The sequence below is a fragment of the Streptomyces sp. NPDC006872 genome, from assembly GCF_040635845.1.
Taxonomy (GTDB): domain Bacteria; phylum Actinomycetota; class Actinomycetes; order Streptomycetales; family Streptomycetaceae; genus Streptomyces.
In genome coordinates, this window is the sequence record NZ_JBEYIL010000004.1 from 14461 (window position 1) to 29407 (window position 14947).

Below are 14947 nucleotides of genomic sequence, written 5' to 3' on the forward strand. Positions count from 1 at the left end.
GCACGTCTGACCTCTCAGGAGACAGCAGCATCATGACCACCACCCCCACAGTCGTCCTGGTCCACGGCGCCTTCGCCGACGCGGCCGGCTGGTCCGGCGTCACCGCCGAGCTCCAGGCCCACGGCATCCCCGTGATCGCCCCGCCCAACCCGCTGCGCGGCCTCGCCTCCGACGCCGCGTACATCGCCTCGGTCGCCGCCCAGATCGACGGCCCCGTCGTCCTCGTCGGTCACTCCTACGGCGGCGCCCTCATCACCGTCGCCGGCGTCACGGAGAACGTCGTCGGCCTCGTCTACGTCGCCGCGTACGTCCTGGAGAAGGGCGAGAGCCTCGGCGAGCTGCAGGGCCGCTTCCCGCTCTCGCCGCTGGTCGCCAGCCTCAAGGAGTGGACGTACCCGGTGCCGGGCGGCGACCCGGCCGTCGAGGTCACCATCGCCGAGGACGCGTTCCCGTCGGTGTTCGCCGCCGACGTGCCCGCCGACGTCACCAGGATCCTCGCCGCGGCCCAACGTCCCCTGGCCGCCGCAGCGTTCGGGGAGACCGCCGCCGAGGCCGCCTGGCGGACCAAGCCGTCCTGGGCGCTGATCGCCGGCGCGGACGAGGCGATCAACCCCGAGGTCGAGCGCTTCGGCGCCCAGCGGGCCGGGGCGACGACCGTCGAGCTGGAGGGCGCCTCGCACGCCGTGGCCGTGTCGCAGCCGAAGGCGGTCGCGGACCTGATCCGCGACGCGGTGCGCGCGACGAGCTGACGCGCACCCCGGCGAACCGCCGTGCGGACGAGGGGCCTTCGCCCACGGCCGCACGGCGGCGGCGCGCTACCAGGCCACCGGCAGCTCGTACACGCCGTACACGATCCCGTCGTCCTTGAACGGGATCGTGTCCCGCGGTGCGGCGACCCGCAGCCGGGGGACGCGGCGGACATCGAGCCGGCCGGGGTCGGGGAAGCGGTCCGGGCTCCAGTTGCCGGTCGCACCCGGGACGATGACGCCCTCCCCGCTGTTCGTGACCCACGTCACGGCACGTCGCCGTCAGCGGTCTCGCACCCGCCGTGCGAGGTCGGCGGCGGCCGCCGGCCACTCCGGCCGGTCGAAGACGAATCCCGCGTCGAGCAGCCGCCCCGGGACGACGCGTCGGCTCTTGAGGAGGAGTTCGGTGTCCGAGCGCAGGGCGAAGGCGCCGAGCTCGGCCATCCACTTCGTCGCGGGCAGGCCCACCGGGACGCCCCACGCCTCGCGCAGGGCGCGCATGAACGCACGGTGGGGGAGCGGGGCGGGGGCGGCCAGGTTCACCGGTCCGGCGAGGTCGTCCCGTTCGACGAGGAACTCGACCGCGCGGACGAAATCGTGGTCGTGGATCCAGGACACGTATTGCGCGCCGCCCGCGACCGGGCCGCCGAGCCCGAGCCGGACCAGCCGCAGCAGCACGTCGAACACCCCGCCCCGGTCGGGGCTCATCACCATCGCGGACCGCAGCGCCACCTTGCGGGTGTCCGGGGTGTCGGCCTTCTCCTGTTCCCGCTCCCACGCGGTGGCGATGTCGACGCTGTAGCCCCAGTAGCCCGGGACGTCGGGTTCGGCGCCGCCGATCAGGCCGGTGGCCTCGTCGTTGGGGGCGTCGAACCGGTGGGCGTAGACGGTCGCCGTGCTCATCTGGAGCCAGACCCGCGGCGGTCGCGCGACGGCGGCGATCGCCTCGCCCACGACCCGGGCGGAGTCCACCCGGGACTCCATCATGTCCCGCAGGTTGTCGGGGGTGTAGCGGCAGCTGACGCTGCGGCCGGCCAGATTGACCACGACGTCGCTGCCGTCGATCGCCTCCGCCCAGGGGCCGAGCGTCCGGCCGTCCCACCGCACCTCGCCCCGGCCGGTCGGCCGCCGGGTCAGCACCACGACCTCGTGTCCGGCCGCGGTCAGCGCGCGGCGCAGGACGGTCCCCACCTGCCCGGTCCCGCCGGGTAGCACGATCTTCATGAGCGGCGTCCTCTCCTCGTACGACCTTCAAAGCCCTACGTGAAGAGGACCCTACCCTGTATTTGAACGTGTTCAAAACATGCTTCGAGGTCTTACGTCCCGTGTGCCTCCAGCGCCGCCCGGACCCCCGACTCCAGCGCGCCCTCGATCCATGACGGCTTGACCGAGGTGTGGTCGCCCGCGAAGTGCAGCGGGCCCTCGGGGGCTCGGATGGCGCTGAGCAGCTCCGTGTGCTGCCCCGGGAGCAGGACGGACGCCTCCCCGTAGGCGTACGGGTCGCGCAACCAGCTCTGGGTGCGGCCCGCGCCGGTGTAGAAGACCTCGACGCGCTGGCCGTAGACCTGCTGGAGCCCGCGCAGGGCGTGCGGATAGCGGGCGTCGTCGTCGAGCGAGTCCCAGCGGGAGGCGTCGTCGGCCCAGCTGTAGGAGGCGAGGACGACACCGCCCTCGCTGTCGCCGATCGGGTGCGAGGGGTTGATCATGAACCGGTTGGAGTTGTCGGAGACCGAGCCCCCGCCCACGATGTGCGCCGCCTCCGGCTGGTCGCGGGCGGCCCACCGGTTGGCCGCGTAGTGCACCCGCTGCCCCGCCGAGATGTGGCCGGGCGGCACGGACGGATGCGCGCCGAGCAGACTCCCGTCGGCCGGCGCCTTCCCCGCCCGGTACTCCTCGTACAACCCCGGCCGTACGGCGTCGAGTTCACGTTTCCACTCCGCCTCGGTGAACTCCCACCAGCGGCGGCCGAACTCCAGCAGCACCTTGGTCGCGCTGTCGTAGTGCAGCTCCGCGACGGCCCGCCGCTTCTTGTACGACATCAGCGGGCTGACCTGCACCTGCCGCAGCCCCGAGAACGGCACCGTGACGATCGCCAGATCCGCGGTGAACTCCTCGCGCACGACCTTGCCGCCGCGCCCCTCGGAGACGGTGTCGATCCACACGTGCGGTCCGTCGGCGCTCACGTGCGAGGTGTCGTGCCCGCCCTGCCGGTCCGGCGCCCAGTACTCGATGTGCGTCGCGCGCCGGTCGAGCCGCAGCACGTCCGAGACCTCCTTCAGCAGCGCGTCCGGGAGCATGGCCGTGCCCCCGACCAGCTCCCAGAACTCGGTGTCCGGGCTGATCAGCGAGGCGCTGATGAAGCTGTGGATGAACGACAGCGGCAGCCGGGAGGTGAGGTTCTCCAGGGTGCCGAGGAGATCGACGGTGCGTTCGTCGAGGCGCGCCTCCTCGGTCAGGAACCGGTACATCGACCAGTCCCCGAACCTCTGCACGACCCGCGCCCACCCCCGCACCCGCTCCGGCAGCGGCTTGTCGACCCGCTTGCCGTCGGCGCCCCGGGTGCTGAACTCGTCGCGCACCGGGTCCAGGGCCTCGCGCAGGATCGTCGAGGACGGGGTGTCCCAGTACTTTCGGGGCACCCCGAAGGAGCGGTTGACCCTGCGCGGCGAGGTCGCGTACGCGGAGCGGCGCATCCGGACTCCGTTGACGTGCAGCCAGGCGTTGTTGACGGGCTTGCCGTCCGCGTCGACGTCCACGAGGTGGAACCGGCGCTTCTCGACGCCCAGTCGGCCGATCAGGCCCATCACCAGCGGGTGGCTGCCGGGGATTCGCATGGCGCCCGCCTCCGCGTACAGGCGGGCGTCGGCGAACGCCTGCGGCGCGTGCTCGTGCCCGCCGGTGCGGAAGGTCTTGATGCGGCCGCCGACCCGGTTGCCGTTGGCCTCCACGAGTGTGACGTGGTGCCCGGCGCGCTTGAGCAGCCAGGCGGCCACCAGTCCGGCGGGTCCGGCGCCGATCACGAGCACCTTCTTCGCGGCGCCCGTCCTCGCCCGTGGCAGACCCCCGTCGAGGACCTTCGCGTACCCCGGCACGAGAGGCCGGTCGTCCTCGTCGACCACGAGCAGCGCGCGGGCCACGGCCAGGCAGGTCGCCCAGTCCGCGGTGGACTCGGGCGGACAGTCGGGCCGTCGGGGGAGGGCGGCTGCGGCCGGGGCGGCGGAGGCCGCCAGCGCGGCGGCGGCGCCGGCAGTGGCCGTGAACCGGCGACGGGAGAGCCGCCCCGGGTCTGCAGAAGTGCGGTACATGTCCATGTGCCCTGGATAGGGGGCGCATGGGGGGCCTTCGGCGGGGTCGCGTGGATCATCACCTGAACGTGTAAGCGCATCGTCGCGGGCGTGCTCCCACGGGGAGGTTTGCGCGGGCGCCGGCACTTATCAGGTCAAGCGTCCCGGACTCTTGACTCGGAACGGCGTCAGTCCGCATTCTCATCGCACTATCTTGCGTCGGTCATGACAATCTCATGGGCAGTCAGAACGCCCTCGTCGACCGCGCCTTCCCGTCGACCGAGGGAGTGGGCCTGTGACCATGACCGGACGCCCGTACCGCAGACGCCATGTCACCGTCGTCTCACTGCTCCTGCTCGTACTGGCCACGATCCTGGGGCCGGCCCAGAGTTCGGCCGCCGGTACCGACTGGTGGACGCCGACGGCCCGGCCGACCCCCGACTCCCAGATCAACGTCACCGGGGAGCCGTTCACCGGCACCGACTCCGCCGGGGACGTGCGCGGCTTCGTCGACGCGCACAACCACCTGTTCTCCAACGAGGCGTTCGGCGGGCGGCTGATCTGCGGCAAGGTGTTCTCCGAGGCCGGCGTCGCCGACGCGCTGAAGGACTGTCCCGAGCACTACCCCGACGGCACGCTCGCGCTGTTCGACTACATCACCCACGGCGGCGACGGGAAGCACGACCCCGTCGGCTGGCCGACCTTCACGGACTGGCCGGCCTACGACTCGATGACCCACCAGGCCAACTACTACGCCTGGGTGGAGCGGGCCTGGCGCGGCGGGCAGCGGGTGCTGGTCAACGACCTCGTCACCAACGGCATGATCTGCTCGATCTACCCGTTCAAGGACCGCAGTTGCGACGAGATGACGTCGATCCGTCTCCAGGCGAAGCTGACGTACGACCTGCAGGCCTACATCGACAAGCAGTACGGCGGCACCGGCAAGGGCTGGTTCCGGATCGTCCTCGACAGCGCCCAGGCGCGTGAGGTCATCAAGCAGGGCAAGCTGGCGGTCGTCCTGGGCGTGGAGACCTCCGAGCCGTTCGGCTGCAAGCAGATCTTCGACATCGCGCAGTGCAGCAAGTCCGACATCGACAAGGGCCTGGACGAGCTGTACGCGCTGGGCGTGCGCAGCATGTTCCTGTGCCACAAGTTCGACAACGCGCTGTGCGGCGTCCGCTTCGACGAGGGCGGTCTCGGAACGGCCATCAACGTCGGGCAGTTCCTGTCGACCGGCACCTTCTGGCAGACGGAGACCTGCAAGGGCCCGCAGCACGACAACCCCATCGGCACCGCAGCCTCCGAGGCCGAGGCGGACCTGCCGGCCGGCACGGAGGTCCCGGAGTACGACACGGCCGCGCAGTGCAACACCCGAGGGCTCACCAGTCTCGGCGAGTACGCCGTGCGCGGCATGATGCAACGCAAGATGATGCTCGAGATCGACCACATGAGCGTCAAGGCCACCGGCCAGGCGCTCGACATCTTCGAGGCCGCCTCCTACCCCGGCGTGCTCTCCTCGCACAGCTGGATGGACCTCAACTGGACCGAGCGGGTCTACAGCCTCGGCGGCTTCGTCGCCCAGTACATGCACGGCTCCGAGGCGTTCGCCACCGAGGCGAAGCGCACCGACGCGCTGCGCGACAAGTACGGCGTGGGCTACGGCTACGGCACCGACTTCAACGGCATCGGCGACCACCCCGCCCCGCGCGGAGCGGACGCCGCCACCAAGGTGACGTACCCCTTCAAGAGCGTCGACGGCGGCTCCGTCATCGACAAGCAGACCGTCGGCAGCCGCACCTTCGACTTCAACGTCGACGGCGGCGCCAACGTCGGCCTGATCCCCGACTGGATCGAGGACATCCGGCTGGTCGGCGGCCAGGACGTGGTGAACGACCTCTTCCGGGGCGCGGAGTCCTACCTCGGCACCTGGGGCTCGACCGAGCAGCACCAGGCGTCGGTCAACCTCGCCAAGGGCCGGACGGCCACGGCCGGTTCGTCCGAGTCCAACCCGTTCACCAGCTACCAGCCTGGCCGGGCCGTGGACGGCGACGACGAAAGCCGCTGGGCCAGCGACTGGAGCGACGACCAGTGGTGGCAGGTCGACCTGGGCTCCACGAACCTGGTGTCCCGGGTGACCCTCGACTGGGAGCGCGCGTACGGGAAGTCGTACCGCATCGAACTCTCCACCGACGGCACGACCTGGACGACCGCCTGGTCCACCACCTCCGGCGACGGCGGCCTGGACACGGCGAAGTTCACCGGAACACCGGCCCGCTACGTCCGCGTCCACGGCCTCGACCGGGGCACCGACTGGGGATACTCGTTGTACGAAGTGGGCGTCCACAGCGCCTGACGTACGACACCGGGGGACACACCACATGGCACGCATGCCGTCGGCCGAGCGACGCAGACAGCTGACGGAAGCGGCGATCAGGGCGATGGCCCGGGACGGCGTCCCCAGGACGACCACCCGGTCCATCGCCGCCGAGGCCGGCGTGTCCCTGAGCGTCTTCCACTACTGCTTCGACTCCAAGGAGGCCCTGGTCGAGTCGGTCATCACGACGCTCACCGACCACTCGGTGAGCGTCGTGAAGGACGCGATCCGGCCCCGGGCCACCCTGGAGGAGACGGTCCGGGCCGGTTTCCAGGCGTACTGGGACCACGTCCGGGCCCACCCCGACGAGCACATGCTCACCTATGAGCTCACCCAGTACGCCCTGCGCCAGCCCGGGTTCGAGCACCTGGCGCGCCGCCAGTACGAGCTGTACGGCGAGGCGTACGCCGAACTCATCGAGGAACTGCGCCGGAGCATGGACCTCCGGCTCGCCGTGCCCGTCCCCGTGCTGGCCCGCTATCTGGCCGCCATGACCGACGGTCTGACCCTCAACTATCTGGTGCTCGGCGACGCGGAGGCCTGGAAAGACATTCTGGACACGGTCACCGCGCATATCGCCGGACTGGTGATGACCGACGTCCGGCAATCACCGTCCGGGGAGCGGTGATTGTCGAGTGTGAAACCAGATTTCCCGTGTGGCGTCGGCCCGGGAACGGAGTCCTCATGGTGAGGAGACGGGATCCTCGAGGTGATGGCGGCCTACGCCCCGGCCGGCCATGGCTCCAACGACCCGCATGCCTACGCACAGCGGGTCGCCGATGCCCTGGGTGTGGGAACCGACACCCGGCCGGCCGACCTGGACGAAGGCCGGCTCACCGTGTTCGCCTCCGCGATCCAGCAGGTCGAGGGGTGGGGGCCCGGACAGACTGCCGGAGTCGCCGAAGCCCGACCACGATCCTCGGTTCGTGGTCGGTCGAGCCGTCAGTGGACCGCCTCACCGCTCCCGCCCGAACCTCGGACCTACGAGGGGGGCGCGCTCACCCGGCGTCGGTCGCCACCGCCCGGGCGACCAGCAGGGCGACGTCGTCGTGGTCCTCCGGGTGGCGCAGGCCGTACAGCAGGAGGTCGCAGATCTCCTCCAGGGGACGGTCGGGCTCGTCCAGGAAGTTGAGGAGGACCGCCAGCCGGTCGTCGATGGGGTGGTGTCGCGTCTCGACCAGGCCGTCCGTGTAGAGAACGAGCAGGTCCCCGGGGGAGAACTCGGTCGTGGTGGTCTCGAAGGCGACGCCGCCGACGCCCAGCGGAGCCCCGGAGGGGAGTTCGAGCAGGACGGGGGCACGGCCCGGGCGGGCCAGCGCGGGCGGCATGTGTCCCGCGTTGGCGATGCGGCACTGTCCGGCGTGGGGGTCGTACACGGCGTACAGACAGGTGACGATGTAGTGCTCCAGATCGCAGGTGATCTTGTCCAGGTGCTGGAGCACGGCGCCCGGGTCGAGGTCGAGGTCCGCGTAGGCGCAGGTGGCCGTGCGCAGCCGGCCCATGGTGGCGGCGGCGTCGATGCCGTTGCCCATGACGTCTCCGACGACCAGTGCGGTCTTGTCGTCGGTCAGCGGGATGACGTCGTACCAGTCGCCGCCGACCTCGCTGGTGGCCTGGGCGGGCTGGTAGCGGGAGGCGAGCTCCAGACCGGTCTGACGGGGTGGGTGGTCGGGCAGCAGACTGCGCTGGAGGGTGAGCGCGGTGTTGCGCACGCTCTGGAACCAGCGCGCGTTGTCGATGGCCACGGCGGCCCGGCCGGCCAGCTCACTGGCGAGGATGACATCGTCCTCGTCGAACGGCAGCGGGTTGCGGGTGCGCTTGAGGTCGAAGGCGCCGAGCACCTCGCCGTGCGCGATCAACGGCACGGCGAGGTACGAGTGCACTCCAGCGCGGGCCAGCAGCGAACCGGCCTCGGCGTTCCGGGCGATGCGGGGCAGGTCCTGGTCGCCGACATGCCGCACCAGGACCGGCCGCCCGGTGTGCACGCACAGGGTGACCAGCCGGTCGCCGTCGTAGGCGGCGAGGTCGCCGGGCGGGTCGGCGGCGCGCAGCGCCACGGTGGGGTGGCTCGCCTTGAGCGCGAGGGCGCGGAACAGCTCGGGGCCGTTGTCCGGCCGGCGGGAGCGGCGGCAGGCCAGGGCGGAGTCGAGGACGTCCACGGCGACCACGTCGGCGAGCTGGGGGACGGCGATCTCGGCCAGTTCGTGCGCGGTCCGCTCCACCTCCAGCGTGGTGCCGACCTTGGTGGAGGCCTCGGCGATGAGGGCGAGGCGGCGCCGGGCCCGGTCGGCCTCGGCGGCCGCGCGGTGCCGTTCGGTGACGTCGACGACCGAGGCGGCCGCGCCCAGGATCCGCCCGCCGGGGTCCTCCAGCCGGTAGAAGGACAGGGACCAGGCGTGCTCGTGCTCGGGGTCGGTCTGCGGCCGGCCCACGTGGTACTGGTCGAGCAGCGGAGTGCCGGTGGTGAGCACCTGGCGCAGCGCCGACTCGATGGTCTCCACGTCGGGCAGCGGCAGGGTCTCCCTGAGGAGACGGCCGACGTGGTCCTCGGCATGGATGCCGTCGATGCGCTCCAGCGCCGGGTTGACCAGGATGTAGCGCAGTTCGGGGTCCAGCAGGGCCAGCCCGATCGGGGACTGGTTGATCAGCCGTTCACACAGCGCCAGATCGGTCTCCACCCGCTGGAGCAGACCGTGGTCGGCGGCGATGCCCAGGGCGTAGACGCCCCCGAGATCGTCCTGCAGCCGCATGTTGCGGAACTCCATCAGCCGGCTGCTGCCGTCCTTGTGCCGGATGGGGAAGGCGCCGGCCCAGCTCCGGCCCGTCTCCAGCACCTCCCCGAACAGCCGCACCACCGACTTCAGGTGCTCGGGGTCGATGAACAGCCGCGCCGCGTACTTCCCGAGGGCCTCCTGGGCGGTGTACCCGAACAAATCCTCCGCCTGCGGGGTCCAGAAAACGATGCGTCCGTCGGCGTCGACGACCATGGCGGCCACGCTCAGCATGTCCAGCAGACCGGTGGACGGGGGCGCCTCGGGGCGGTACGGGTCGCCCTCGGACCGGATGGGTTCGGCTGTCATCGCGGATCCTCCTCCAGCACCTCTATGCTGCGCCTCGCCCGGCCAGTCCGGTAGCGGGGTGCTCCGGCGAGAACGGTCCGGCGGCGCCGTGCGCATCGGGCGGACAAGCAGGACCATGGTCGTGTAGAGGACGGCACCCATGGATTCTGCGGATTCTGCGCGAGAAGCTACCGAGGCCGAAGCCCCGGCCGAAGGCGAGGCCGAAGCCGAGGCCCCGACGCCCGCGGGCGTGCGCGATCTCCTCGACGCGTCCACCGACGCGGCGGCCATCGTGTCCGCGGACGGCGTCGTCGTCGGCTGGACGCGAGGCGCGCAGGCGCTGCTCGGCCGCCCGGCGTCGGAGGTGGTCGGCCGCTCCGCCGCGGGCCTGACGGCGATGGCCCGGGACCCGGCCCGGGTGGCCGCCGTCGCCGCGCGGTGCCGGGCGGGCATGGGGTGGAGCGGTGTCATCGGCCTACGGCACCACGACGGCCGTACCGTTGAAGTCGACCTGCGGGTCTCCGCGTCCTTCCGGATCGGCGACGAGGAGTGCTTTCTGCTCTCGGCACGCGAGCAGAGCCGACCCTGGGCGGTGGGCCAGTCCGTCCTCGACGGGTTCCTGACCCGCTCCCCGGTCGGGATGGCGGTGATGGATCCGGGGCTGCGGTACGTGTGGCTGAACGACACGCTGGAACGCTTCGGCGGAGTCCCCCGCGAACAGCGGCTGGGGCGACGGCTCAGCGAACTGCTGCCCGGGCTGCAGGCGGTCGCCATCGAGGGGCTGATGCGCAAGGTCCTGGAGACCGGCGCCCCGATCACCGACTACGAGTACCTGGGCTGGAGCTGGGCCGATCCCCACCGTCAGCGCGCCTACTCCACGTCCTTCTTCCCCCTGGTCGGCGTCGACGAGTCCGTCACCGGGGTCTGCTACATGGTTCAGGACGTCACCGAGCGGTGGAACGCCCGACAGCTGCTGGCGCTGGTCAACGAGGCCGGGACCCGGGTCGGCACGACCCTGGACGTGATGCGCACGGCGCAGGAGCTCGCCGACTTCGCCGTCCCCCGCTTCGCCGACTTCGTCATCGTCGACCTCCTGGAGCCGGTGCTCAGCACCGAAGGGCACGGCACCTGGCTCACCGACGCCGGACCGGCCCCCGCCCGGCCGGAGATGCGCCGCGCCGGGATGAGCTCGGTGCGGGAGGGCTGTCCGGAGGCCGTGGCACGTATCGGCGACCGGGTGGACTTCCTCCCCCCGCCGCACGACGCGAACCTGCTCATCGACGGCGAGCCGATCCTCATCCCCGTGCTCGATCCGTCCGACCGGCTGTGGGTCGCCGAACAGCCCGAACGGGCCGAGAGCATCCGCGCCTTCGGACTGCACTCCCTCATCTCCGTGCCGATGCGGGCCCGGAACACCGCCCTGGGCCTCGCCACCTTCGTACGGTCGGTCAATCCGGTGTCGTTCCGGTCCGACGACGTCCTGCTGGCCCGGGAGCTGGTGGCGCGGGCGGCGCTGTGCGTGGACAACGCCCGCCGGTACACCCGCGAGCACACGGCGGCGGTCACCCTGCAGCGCAGTCTGCTGCCCCACGCCCTGGCGGGCGGCAGCGCGCTGGAGGTGGCCTCCTCCTATCTGCCGGCGGACCCCACGGACGGCGTGGGCGGCGACTGGTTCGACGTGATCCCGCTGTCCGGGGCACGGGTGGGTCTCGTCGTCGGCGACGTGGTGGGGCACGGCATCGCCGCCGCGGCGGCCATGGGCCGACTGCGCACCGCCGTGCAGACCCTCGCCGACATGGAGATGCCCCCCGACGAGCTGCTGGCCCACCTCGACGATCTGGTGCTCCGGCTGAGCGCGGAGCGCAGCGACGACGCGACGGACCGGCAGAGCGCGAGCGCCTTCCTCGGGGCGACCTGTCTGTACGTCGTCTACGACCCGGTCAGCCGCCGGTGTTCGATGGCCCGGGCCGGACACCCGCCGCCGGTCGTCGTCTCCCCCGACGGACAGGTGTCGTTCCCGGAGCCCCCGGCCGGGCCTCCGCTGGGGCTCGGCGGGATGGCGTTCGAGGCCACCGAGATCGAGCTGGCCGAGAACAGCCTGATCGGCCTCTACACCGACGGCCTCATCGAGGGCGCCGACCGCGACCTGGAGCGGGGCATGTCCCGGCTCGGCGAGCTGCTGGCCCGGTCCGACACCCGGCCGGCCGATCTGGCCGAGCTGTGCACCTCGGCCGTGCGACAGCTGGTGCCGGTGCCCCAGCCCGACGACATCGCCCTGCTGATGGCCCGCACCCACGCCCTGGACGCCGACCGCGTCGTCTCCTGGGAGGTGCCCGCGCACCCGGCCGCCGTCGCCGACGTCCGCGCCCGGGCGACCCGCCAGGTGGAGGCCTGGGGACTGGGGGAGCTGGCCATGACGTCCGAGCTCATCGTGAGCGAACTGGTCACCAACGCCGTCCGCTACGCCACGCCGCCCATACGGCTGCGCATGCTGTACGACGCGCGCCTGACCTGCGAGGTCGCCGACGCCAGCAGTACCGCCCCGCGGCTGAGACATGCCCGGATCACGGACGAGGGGGGCCGCGGCCTCTTCCTCGTGGCCCAGCTCGCCCATCGGTGGGGAGCCCGGTACACGGCCGACGGAAAGATCATCTGGGCCGAGCAGGAGATCCCCTGATCCGGCCTTCGTCCGCGTAGGTGTCCAGGTCACTCGCCGAGGAGCTCGTCCATCTGGCCGACCGCCTGCTTGAGGCCTTCCTCCATGCCCATGGTCATGAGCTGTTCCATCTGCTCCCGGGTGCCGAATCCGGACCGGAGCTCCATACGGGTGTCGTCCCCGTGCGGGGTCAGCCGCACCCGCACGGTGGTGGTCGGCATGCCGGGGCTCGGGTTTCCCTTGTCGTCGGCGAAGCCGTCGGTGAACTCCAGGGAGGCCGGCGGGGCGACCGAGGTGACGTGCCACCATCCGTGGTGCTCGTCGCCCTCGGGGCCCGTCATGAAGTAGGCGACCTCGCCGCCAGGGGTCAGCTGGTGCTTCTCGACGGTCGCCGGGTAGGCCGGCGGCCCCCACCAGCGCTCCAGCCGACGGGGGTCCGCCCACAGCTGCCACACCTGCTCGGCCCCGGCCGGGAATTCGGCGGTCACGGTGAGGGAGAGGCTGTCGAAGTCCTTGTCCACGCTGGTCACACTCATGTGTCCGGTCCTTCCTGTCTTTCTTCGGTCATCCGATGTCCCAGGCCGGAAGGCCGGCGGAGTCGCCCAGTTCCGCCCAGACCGTCTTGCCGCCTCGGGCGTGGCGTGTTCCCCAGTGCTCGGCGAGCTGGGCTACCAGCAGCAGGCCGCGGCCGCCCTCGTCGAACACACGGGCCCGGCGCAGATGAGGGGTGGTGCTGCTGGTGTCGGAGACCTCGCACAGGAGGGAACGGTCGTGGATCAGCCGCAACAGGATGGGCGGCCGACCGTAGCGGACGGCGTTGGTGACCAGTTCGCTGACCACCAGTTCGGCGGTGAAGGCGAGCTCCTCGAGTCCCCAGACGCCGAGCTGCCGGGCGACGTCGGAGCGGGCCTGGGACACGGCGGCCGGATCGGCGTCCAGCTCCCAGCTGACGACGTGATCGCCGCCGAGGATGTGGGTGCGGGCCAGGAGCAGGGCGACGTCGTCCTCCGGGCGGGTCGGCAGCAGGGTGTCGAGGACGGCGTCGCAGGTCGCCTCCAGCGAGGGGGCGGGCCGGGCGAGGGTCTGCCGGAGCAGGGCGAGGCCCGTCTCGACGTCGTGGTCGCGGGCTTCGATCAGGCCGTCGGTGTAGAGGGCGAGGACGCTGCCCTCGGGCAGGTCGATCTCCGCCGCCTCGAACGGCAGGCCGCCGAGGCCCAGCGGCGGGCCGGCGGGGAGTTCGAGGAGGTCGGCGGTGCCGTCCACGGCCACCACGACGGGCACCACGTGCCCCGCGCGCGCGAGGGTGCAACGGCCGGCGACGGGGTCGTAGACGGCGTACAGACAGGTCGCGCCGATCTCCTCCCCGCCTTCTTGCCCACCCGCCGCCACGACTGTCCCGCCCGCTTGCGCCGCGTCCCAGCCGGTGTCGGTGTCGGTGTCGGCGTCGGTGTCCGTGTCCGGGTCGGTGGAGGCCTCGGCGGACAGTCGCAGGACCACGTCGTCCAGATGCGTCAGCAGTTCGTCGGGCGGCAGGTCGATGTCGGCCAGGGTGCGTACCGCGGTCCGCAGCCGGCCCATGGTGGCCGCGGCGTGGATGCCGTGGCCGACCACGTCTCCGACCACCAGGGCGACCCGGGCACCGGAGAGCGGGATGACGTCGTACCAGTCGCCGCCCACGCCGGCCTGTCCGCCGGCGGGCAGATAGCGGCAGGCGATGTCGACGGCCGACTGCCGCGCGGTGTGCCGGGGGAGCAGGCTGCGCTGGAGGGTGAGGGCGGCGCTGCGGGCGTGGGTGTAGCGGCGGGCGTTGTCGACGGCCACCGCCGCCCGCGCGGCGATCTCCTGGGCGAGGAGCAGGTCCTCGTCGTCGAAGGCGCTGGGGTGGCGATGGCGGACGAACTGGGCGATGCCCAGGGCGGAGTCGCGGGCGCGCAGCGGCACCACCAGCGTGGCGTGGGCGGAGCCGGCCGGGCCGGAGCGGTGCTGGACCGGCCGTCCGGTGAGCAGGGCGCGCGCCGGCGGTGTGCCGTCCGGCCAGCTGTGCAGCTCCTGCGGCAGGGTCGCCGGCTCCGGGACGCCCTCCGCCGACCGCTGGGCGACTCTGCGCAGCATCAGCGGGCCCTGCGCCTGTCTGTCGTGTCCGCGGAGCGCGGAGTCGAGCAGGTCGACGGTGACGAGGTCGGCGAAGTACTCGGTGGCGAGGTCGGCCAGCTCCTGGGTGGTGCGGACGATGTCGAGGGTGGTGCCGATGCGCATGCTCGCGTCATTGACCATCGACAGCCGCCACCGCAGCCGCCGGTCGCGTTCCTCCTGGTAGGTCGCCACCCCCTGCTCCGACAGCCGGTCGACGTACCCGGTGGCCGTCGCGACGAGCCGGCGGGCAGCCGTGTTGACCAGTTCGGCGTCGTCCGTGAGCTTGGGCAGCTCGGCCAGCAGCCGGTCGAGGACGACGCCCTGTCCGAGCCGGAACGACCGCAGCATCACGCTGATCGGCGATCCGCGTCTGGCCACCCGACGGGTGCGTTCCAGGTCGATGGCGGAGGTCGACAGCAGGCTCGGCTCGAGGCCGTCCTCCAGGCCGGCCAGGGCGACGAGGATGTGCTCGGCGACGCTCTCCGCCATCAGCTGGGCGGTGTCCGGGTCCTCCCAGATCTCGGGCACCTCGCGCCGCAGGGCCTGCTCCACGTCATGGATCAGCCGGTCCGCGCGGAGTCGGACCTCACGCGTGGCACAGGACACGAGTCGGTCCGCAGCGGCGTCCACAGTTACGACGGTACGCCGACCGGCGCGTACGCACTCCTCGTGCTTCTCGGGCTCCCCAGAACCCT

10 protein-coding genes are annotated in these 14947 nt (G+C 71.9%); 4 read left to right on the plus strand and 6 right to left on the minus strand.

Translation table 11 applies throughout. The annotated features are described in order from the left end of the window. The first annotated feature begins 32 nt into the window (after nucleotides 1-32). Nucleotides 33-749 carry an alpha/beta hydrolase gene (locus ABZ725_RS13260; protein ID WP_358802786.1) on the plus strand — a complete coding sequence of 239 codons (717 nt, stop codon included), beginning with the start codon at nucleotides 33-35 and terminating at the stop codon, nucleotides 747-749. A 66-nt stretch (nucleotides 750-815) separates the two neighbouring features. Here the strand turns inward: ABZ725_RS13260 and ABZ725_RS13265 are convergent, their stop codons facing one another. From ABZ725_RS13265 to ABZ725_RS13275, 3 genes are all read right to left on the minus strand, one after another. Next, a complete protein-coding gene (locus ABZ725_RS13265; protein ID WP_358802787.1) occupies nucleotides 816-1016 on the minus strand; it encodes a hypothetical protein in 201 nt (66 codons plus the stop codon). A 12-nt stretch (nucleotides 1017-1028) separates the two neighbouring features. Then, the gene (locus tag ABZ725_RS13270; protein WP_358802788.1) at nucleotides 1029-1970 is read right to left on the minus strand and encodes a TIGR01777 family oxidoreductase; all 942 of its coding nucleotides are present in this window, start codon (nucleotides 1968-1970) and stop codon (nucleotides 1029-1031) included. A 92-nt stretch (nucleotides 1971-2062) separates the two neighbouring features. Beyond that, a complete protein-coding gene (locus ABZ725_RS13275) occupies nucleotides 2063-4057 on the minus strand; it encodes an FAD-dependent oxidoreductase (protein WP_358802789.1) in 1995 nt (664 codons plus the stop codon). A gap of 274 nt (nucleotides 4058-4331) precedes the next feature. Between ABZ725_RS13275 and ABZ725_RS13280 the strand changes: the two genes are divergently transcribed. Both ABZ725_RS13280 and ABZ725_RS13285 read left to right on the plus strand, forming a co-directional pair. Further along, nucleotides 4332-6383, plus strand: coding sequence for a discoidin domain-containing protein (locus ABZ725_RS13280; RefSeq protein ID WP_358802790.1), 2052 nt, complete (start codon nucleotides 4332-4334; stop codon nucleotides 6381-6383). A 25-nt stretch (nucleotides 6384-6408) separates the two neighbouring features. After that, nucleotides 6409-7032 carry a TetR/AcrR family transcriptional regulator gene (locus ABZ725_RS13285; protein ID WP_358802791.1) on the plus strand — a complete coding sequence of 208 codons (624 nt, stop codon included), beginning with the start codon at nucleotides 6409-6411 and terminating at the stop codon, nucleotides 7030-7032. A 370-nt stretch (nucleotides 7033-7402) separates the two neighbouring features. Here ABZ725_RS13285 and ABZ725_RS13290 read toward each other — a convergent pair whose 3' ends face one another. Next, entirely contained in the window at nucleotides 7403-9484 is a 2082-nt protein-coding gene (locus ABZ725_RS13290; RefSeq protein ID WP_358802792.1) for a SpoIIE family protein phosphatase, read from the minus strand. 139 nt (nucleotides 9485-9623) lie between these two features. On the opposite strand from ABZ725_RS13290, the gene ABZ725_RS13295 reads away from it, so the two are divergent. Continuing rightward, on the plus strand, nucleotides 9624-12140 hold the full coding sequence (locus ABZ725_RS13295) for a SpoIIE family protein phosphatase (protein ID WP_358802793.1): 2517 nt from the start codon (nucleotides 9624-9626) through the stop codon (nucleotides 12138-12140). A 29-nt stretch (nucleotides 12141-12169) separates the two neighbouring features. Here ABZ725_RS13295 and ABZ725_RS13300 read toward each other — a convergent pair whose 3' ends face one another. Then, nucleotides 12170-12655, minus strand: a complete 486-nt coding sequence (locus ABZ725_RS13300; RefSeq protein ID WP_358802794.1) for an SRPBCC domain-containing protein — start codon at nucleotides 12653-12655, stop codon at nucleotides 12170-12172. A gap of 28 nt (nucleotides 12656-12683) precedes the next feature. After that, complete coding sequence (locus tag ABZ725_RS13305; protein WP_358802795.1) at nucleotides 12684-14882, minus strand: SpoIIE family protein phosphatase; 2199 nt, start codon at nucleotides 14880-14882, stop codon at nucleotides 12684-12686. Between the last annotated feature and the right edge of the window lie 65 nt (nucleotides 14883-14947).

Coding starts and splice junctions, on each gene's coding strand:
- ABZ725_RS13285 (WP_358802791.1), top strand. CDS start 6,409: ATGGCACGCATGCCGTCGGCCGAGCGACGCAGACAGCTGACGGAAGCG.
- ABZ725_RS13275 (WP_358802789.1), bottom strand. CDS start 4,057: ATGGACATGTACCGCACTTCTGCAGACCCGGGGCGGCTCTCCCGTCGC.
- ABZ725_RS13300 (WP_358802794.1), bottom strand. CDS start 12,655: ATGAGTGTGACCAGCGTGGACAAGGACTTCGACAGCCTCTCCCTCACC.
- ABZ725_RS13260 (WP_358802786.1), top strand. CDS start 33: ATGACCACCACCCCCACAGTCGTCCTGGTCCACGGCGCCTTCGCCGAC.
- ABZ725_RS13290 (WP_358802792.1), bottom strand. CDS start 9,484: ATGACAGCCGAACCCATCCGGTCCGAGGGCGACCCGTACCGCCCCGAG.
- ABZ725_RS13295 (WP_358802793.1), top strand. CDS start 9,624: ATGGATTCTGCGGATTCTGCGCGAGAAGCTACCGAGGCCGAAGCCCCG.
- ABZ725_RS13270 (WP_358802788.1), bottom strand. CDS start 1,970: ATGAAGATCGTGCTACCCGGCGGGACCGGGCAGGTGGGGACCGTCCTG.
- ABZ725_RS13280 (WP_358802790.1), top strand. CDS start 4,332: ATGACCGGACGCCCGTACCGCAGACGCCATGTCACCGTCGTCTCACTG.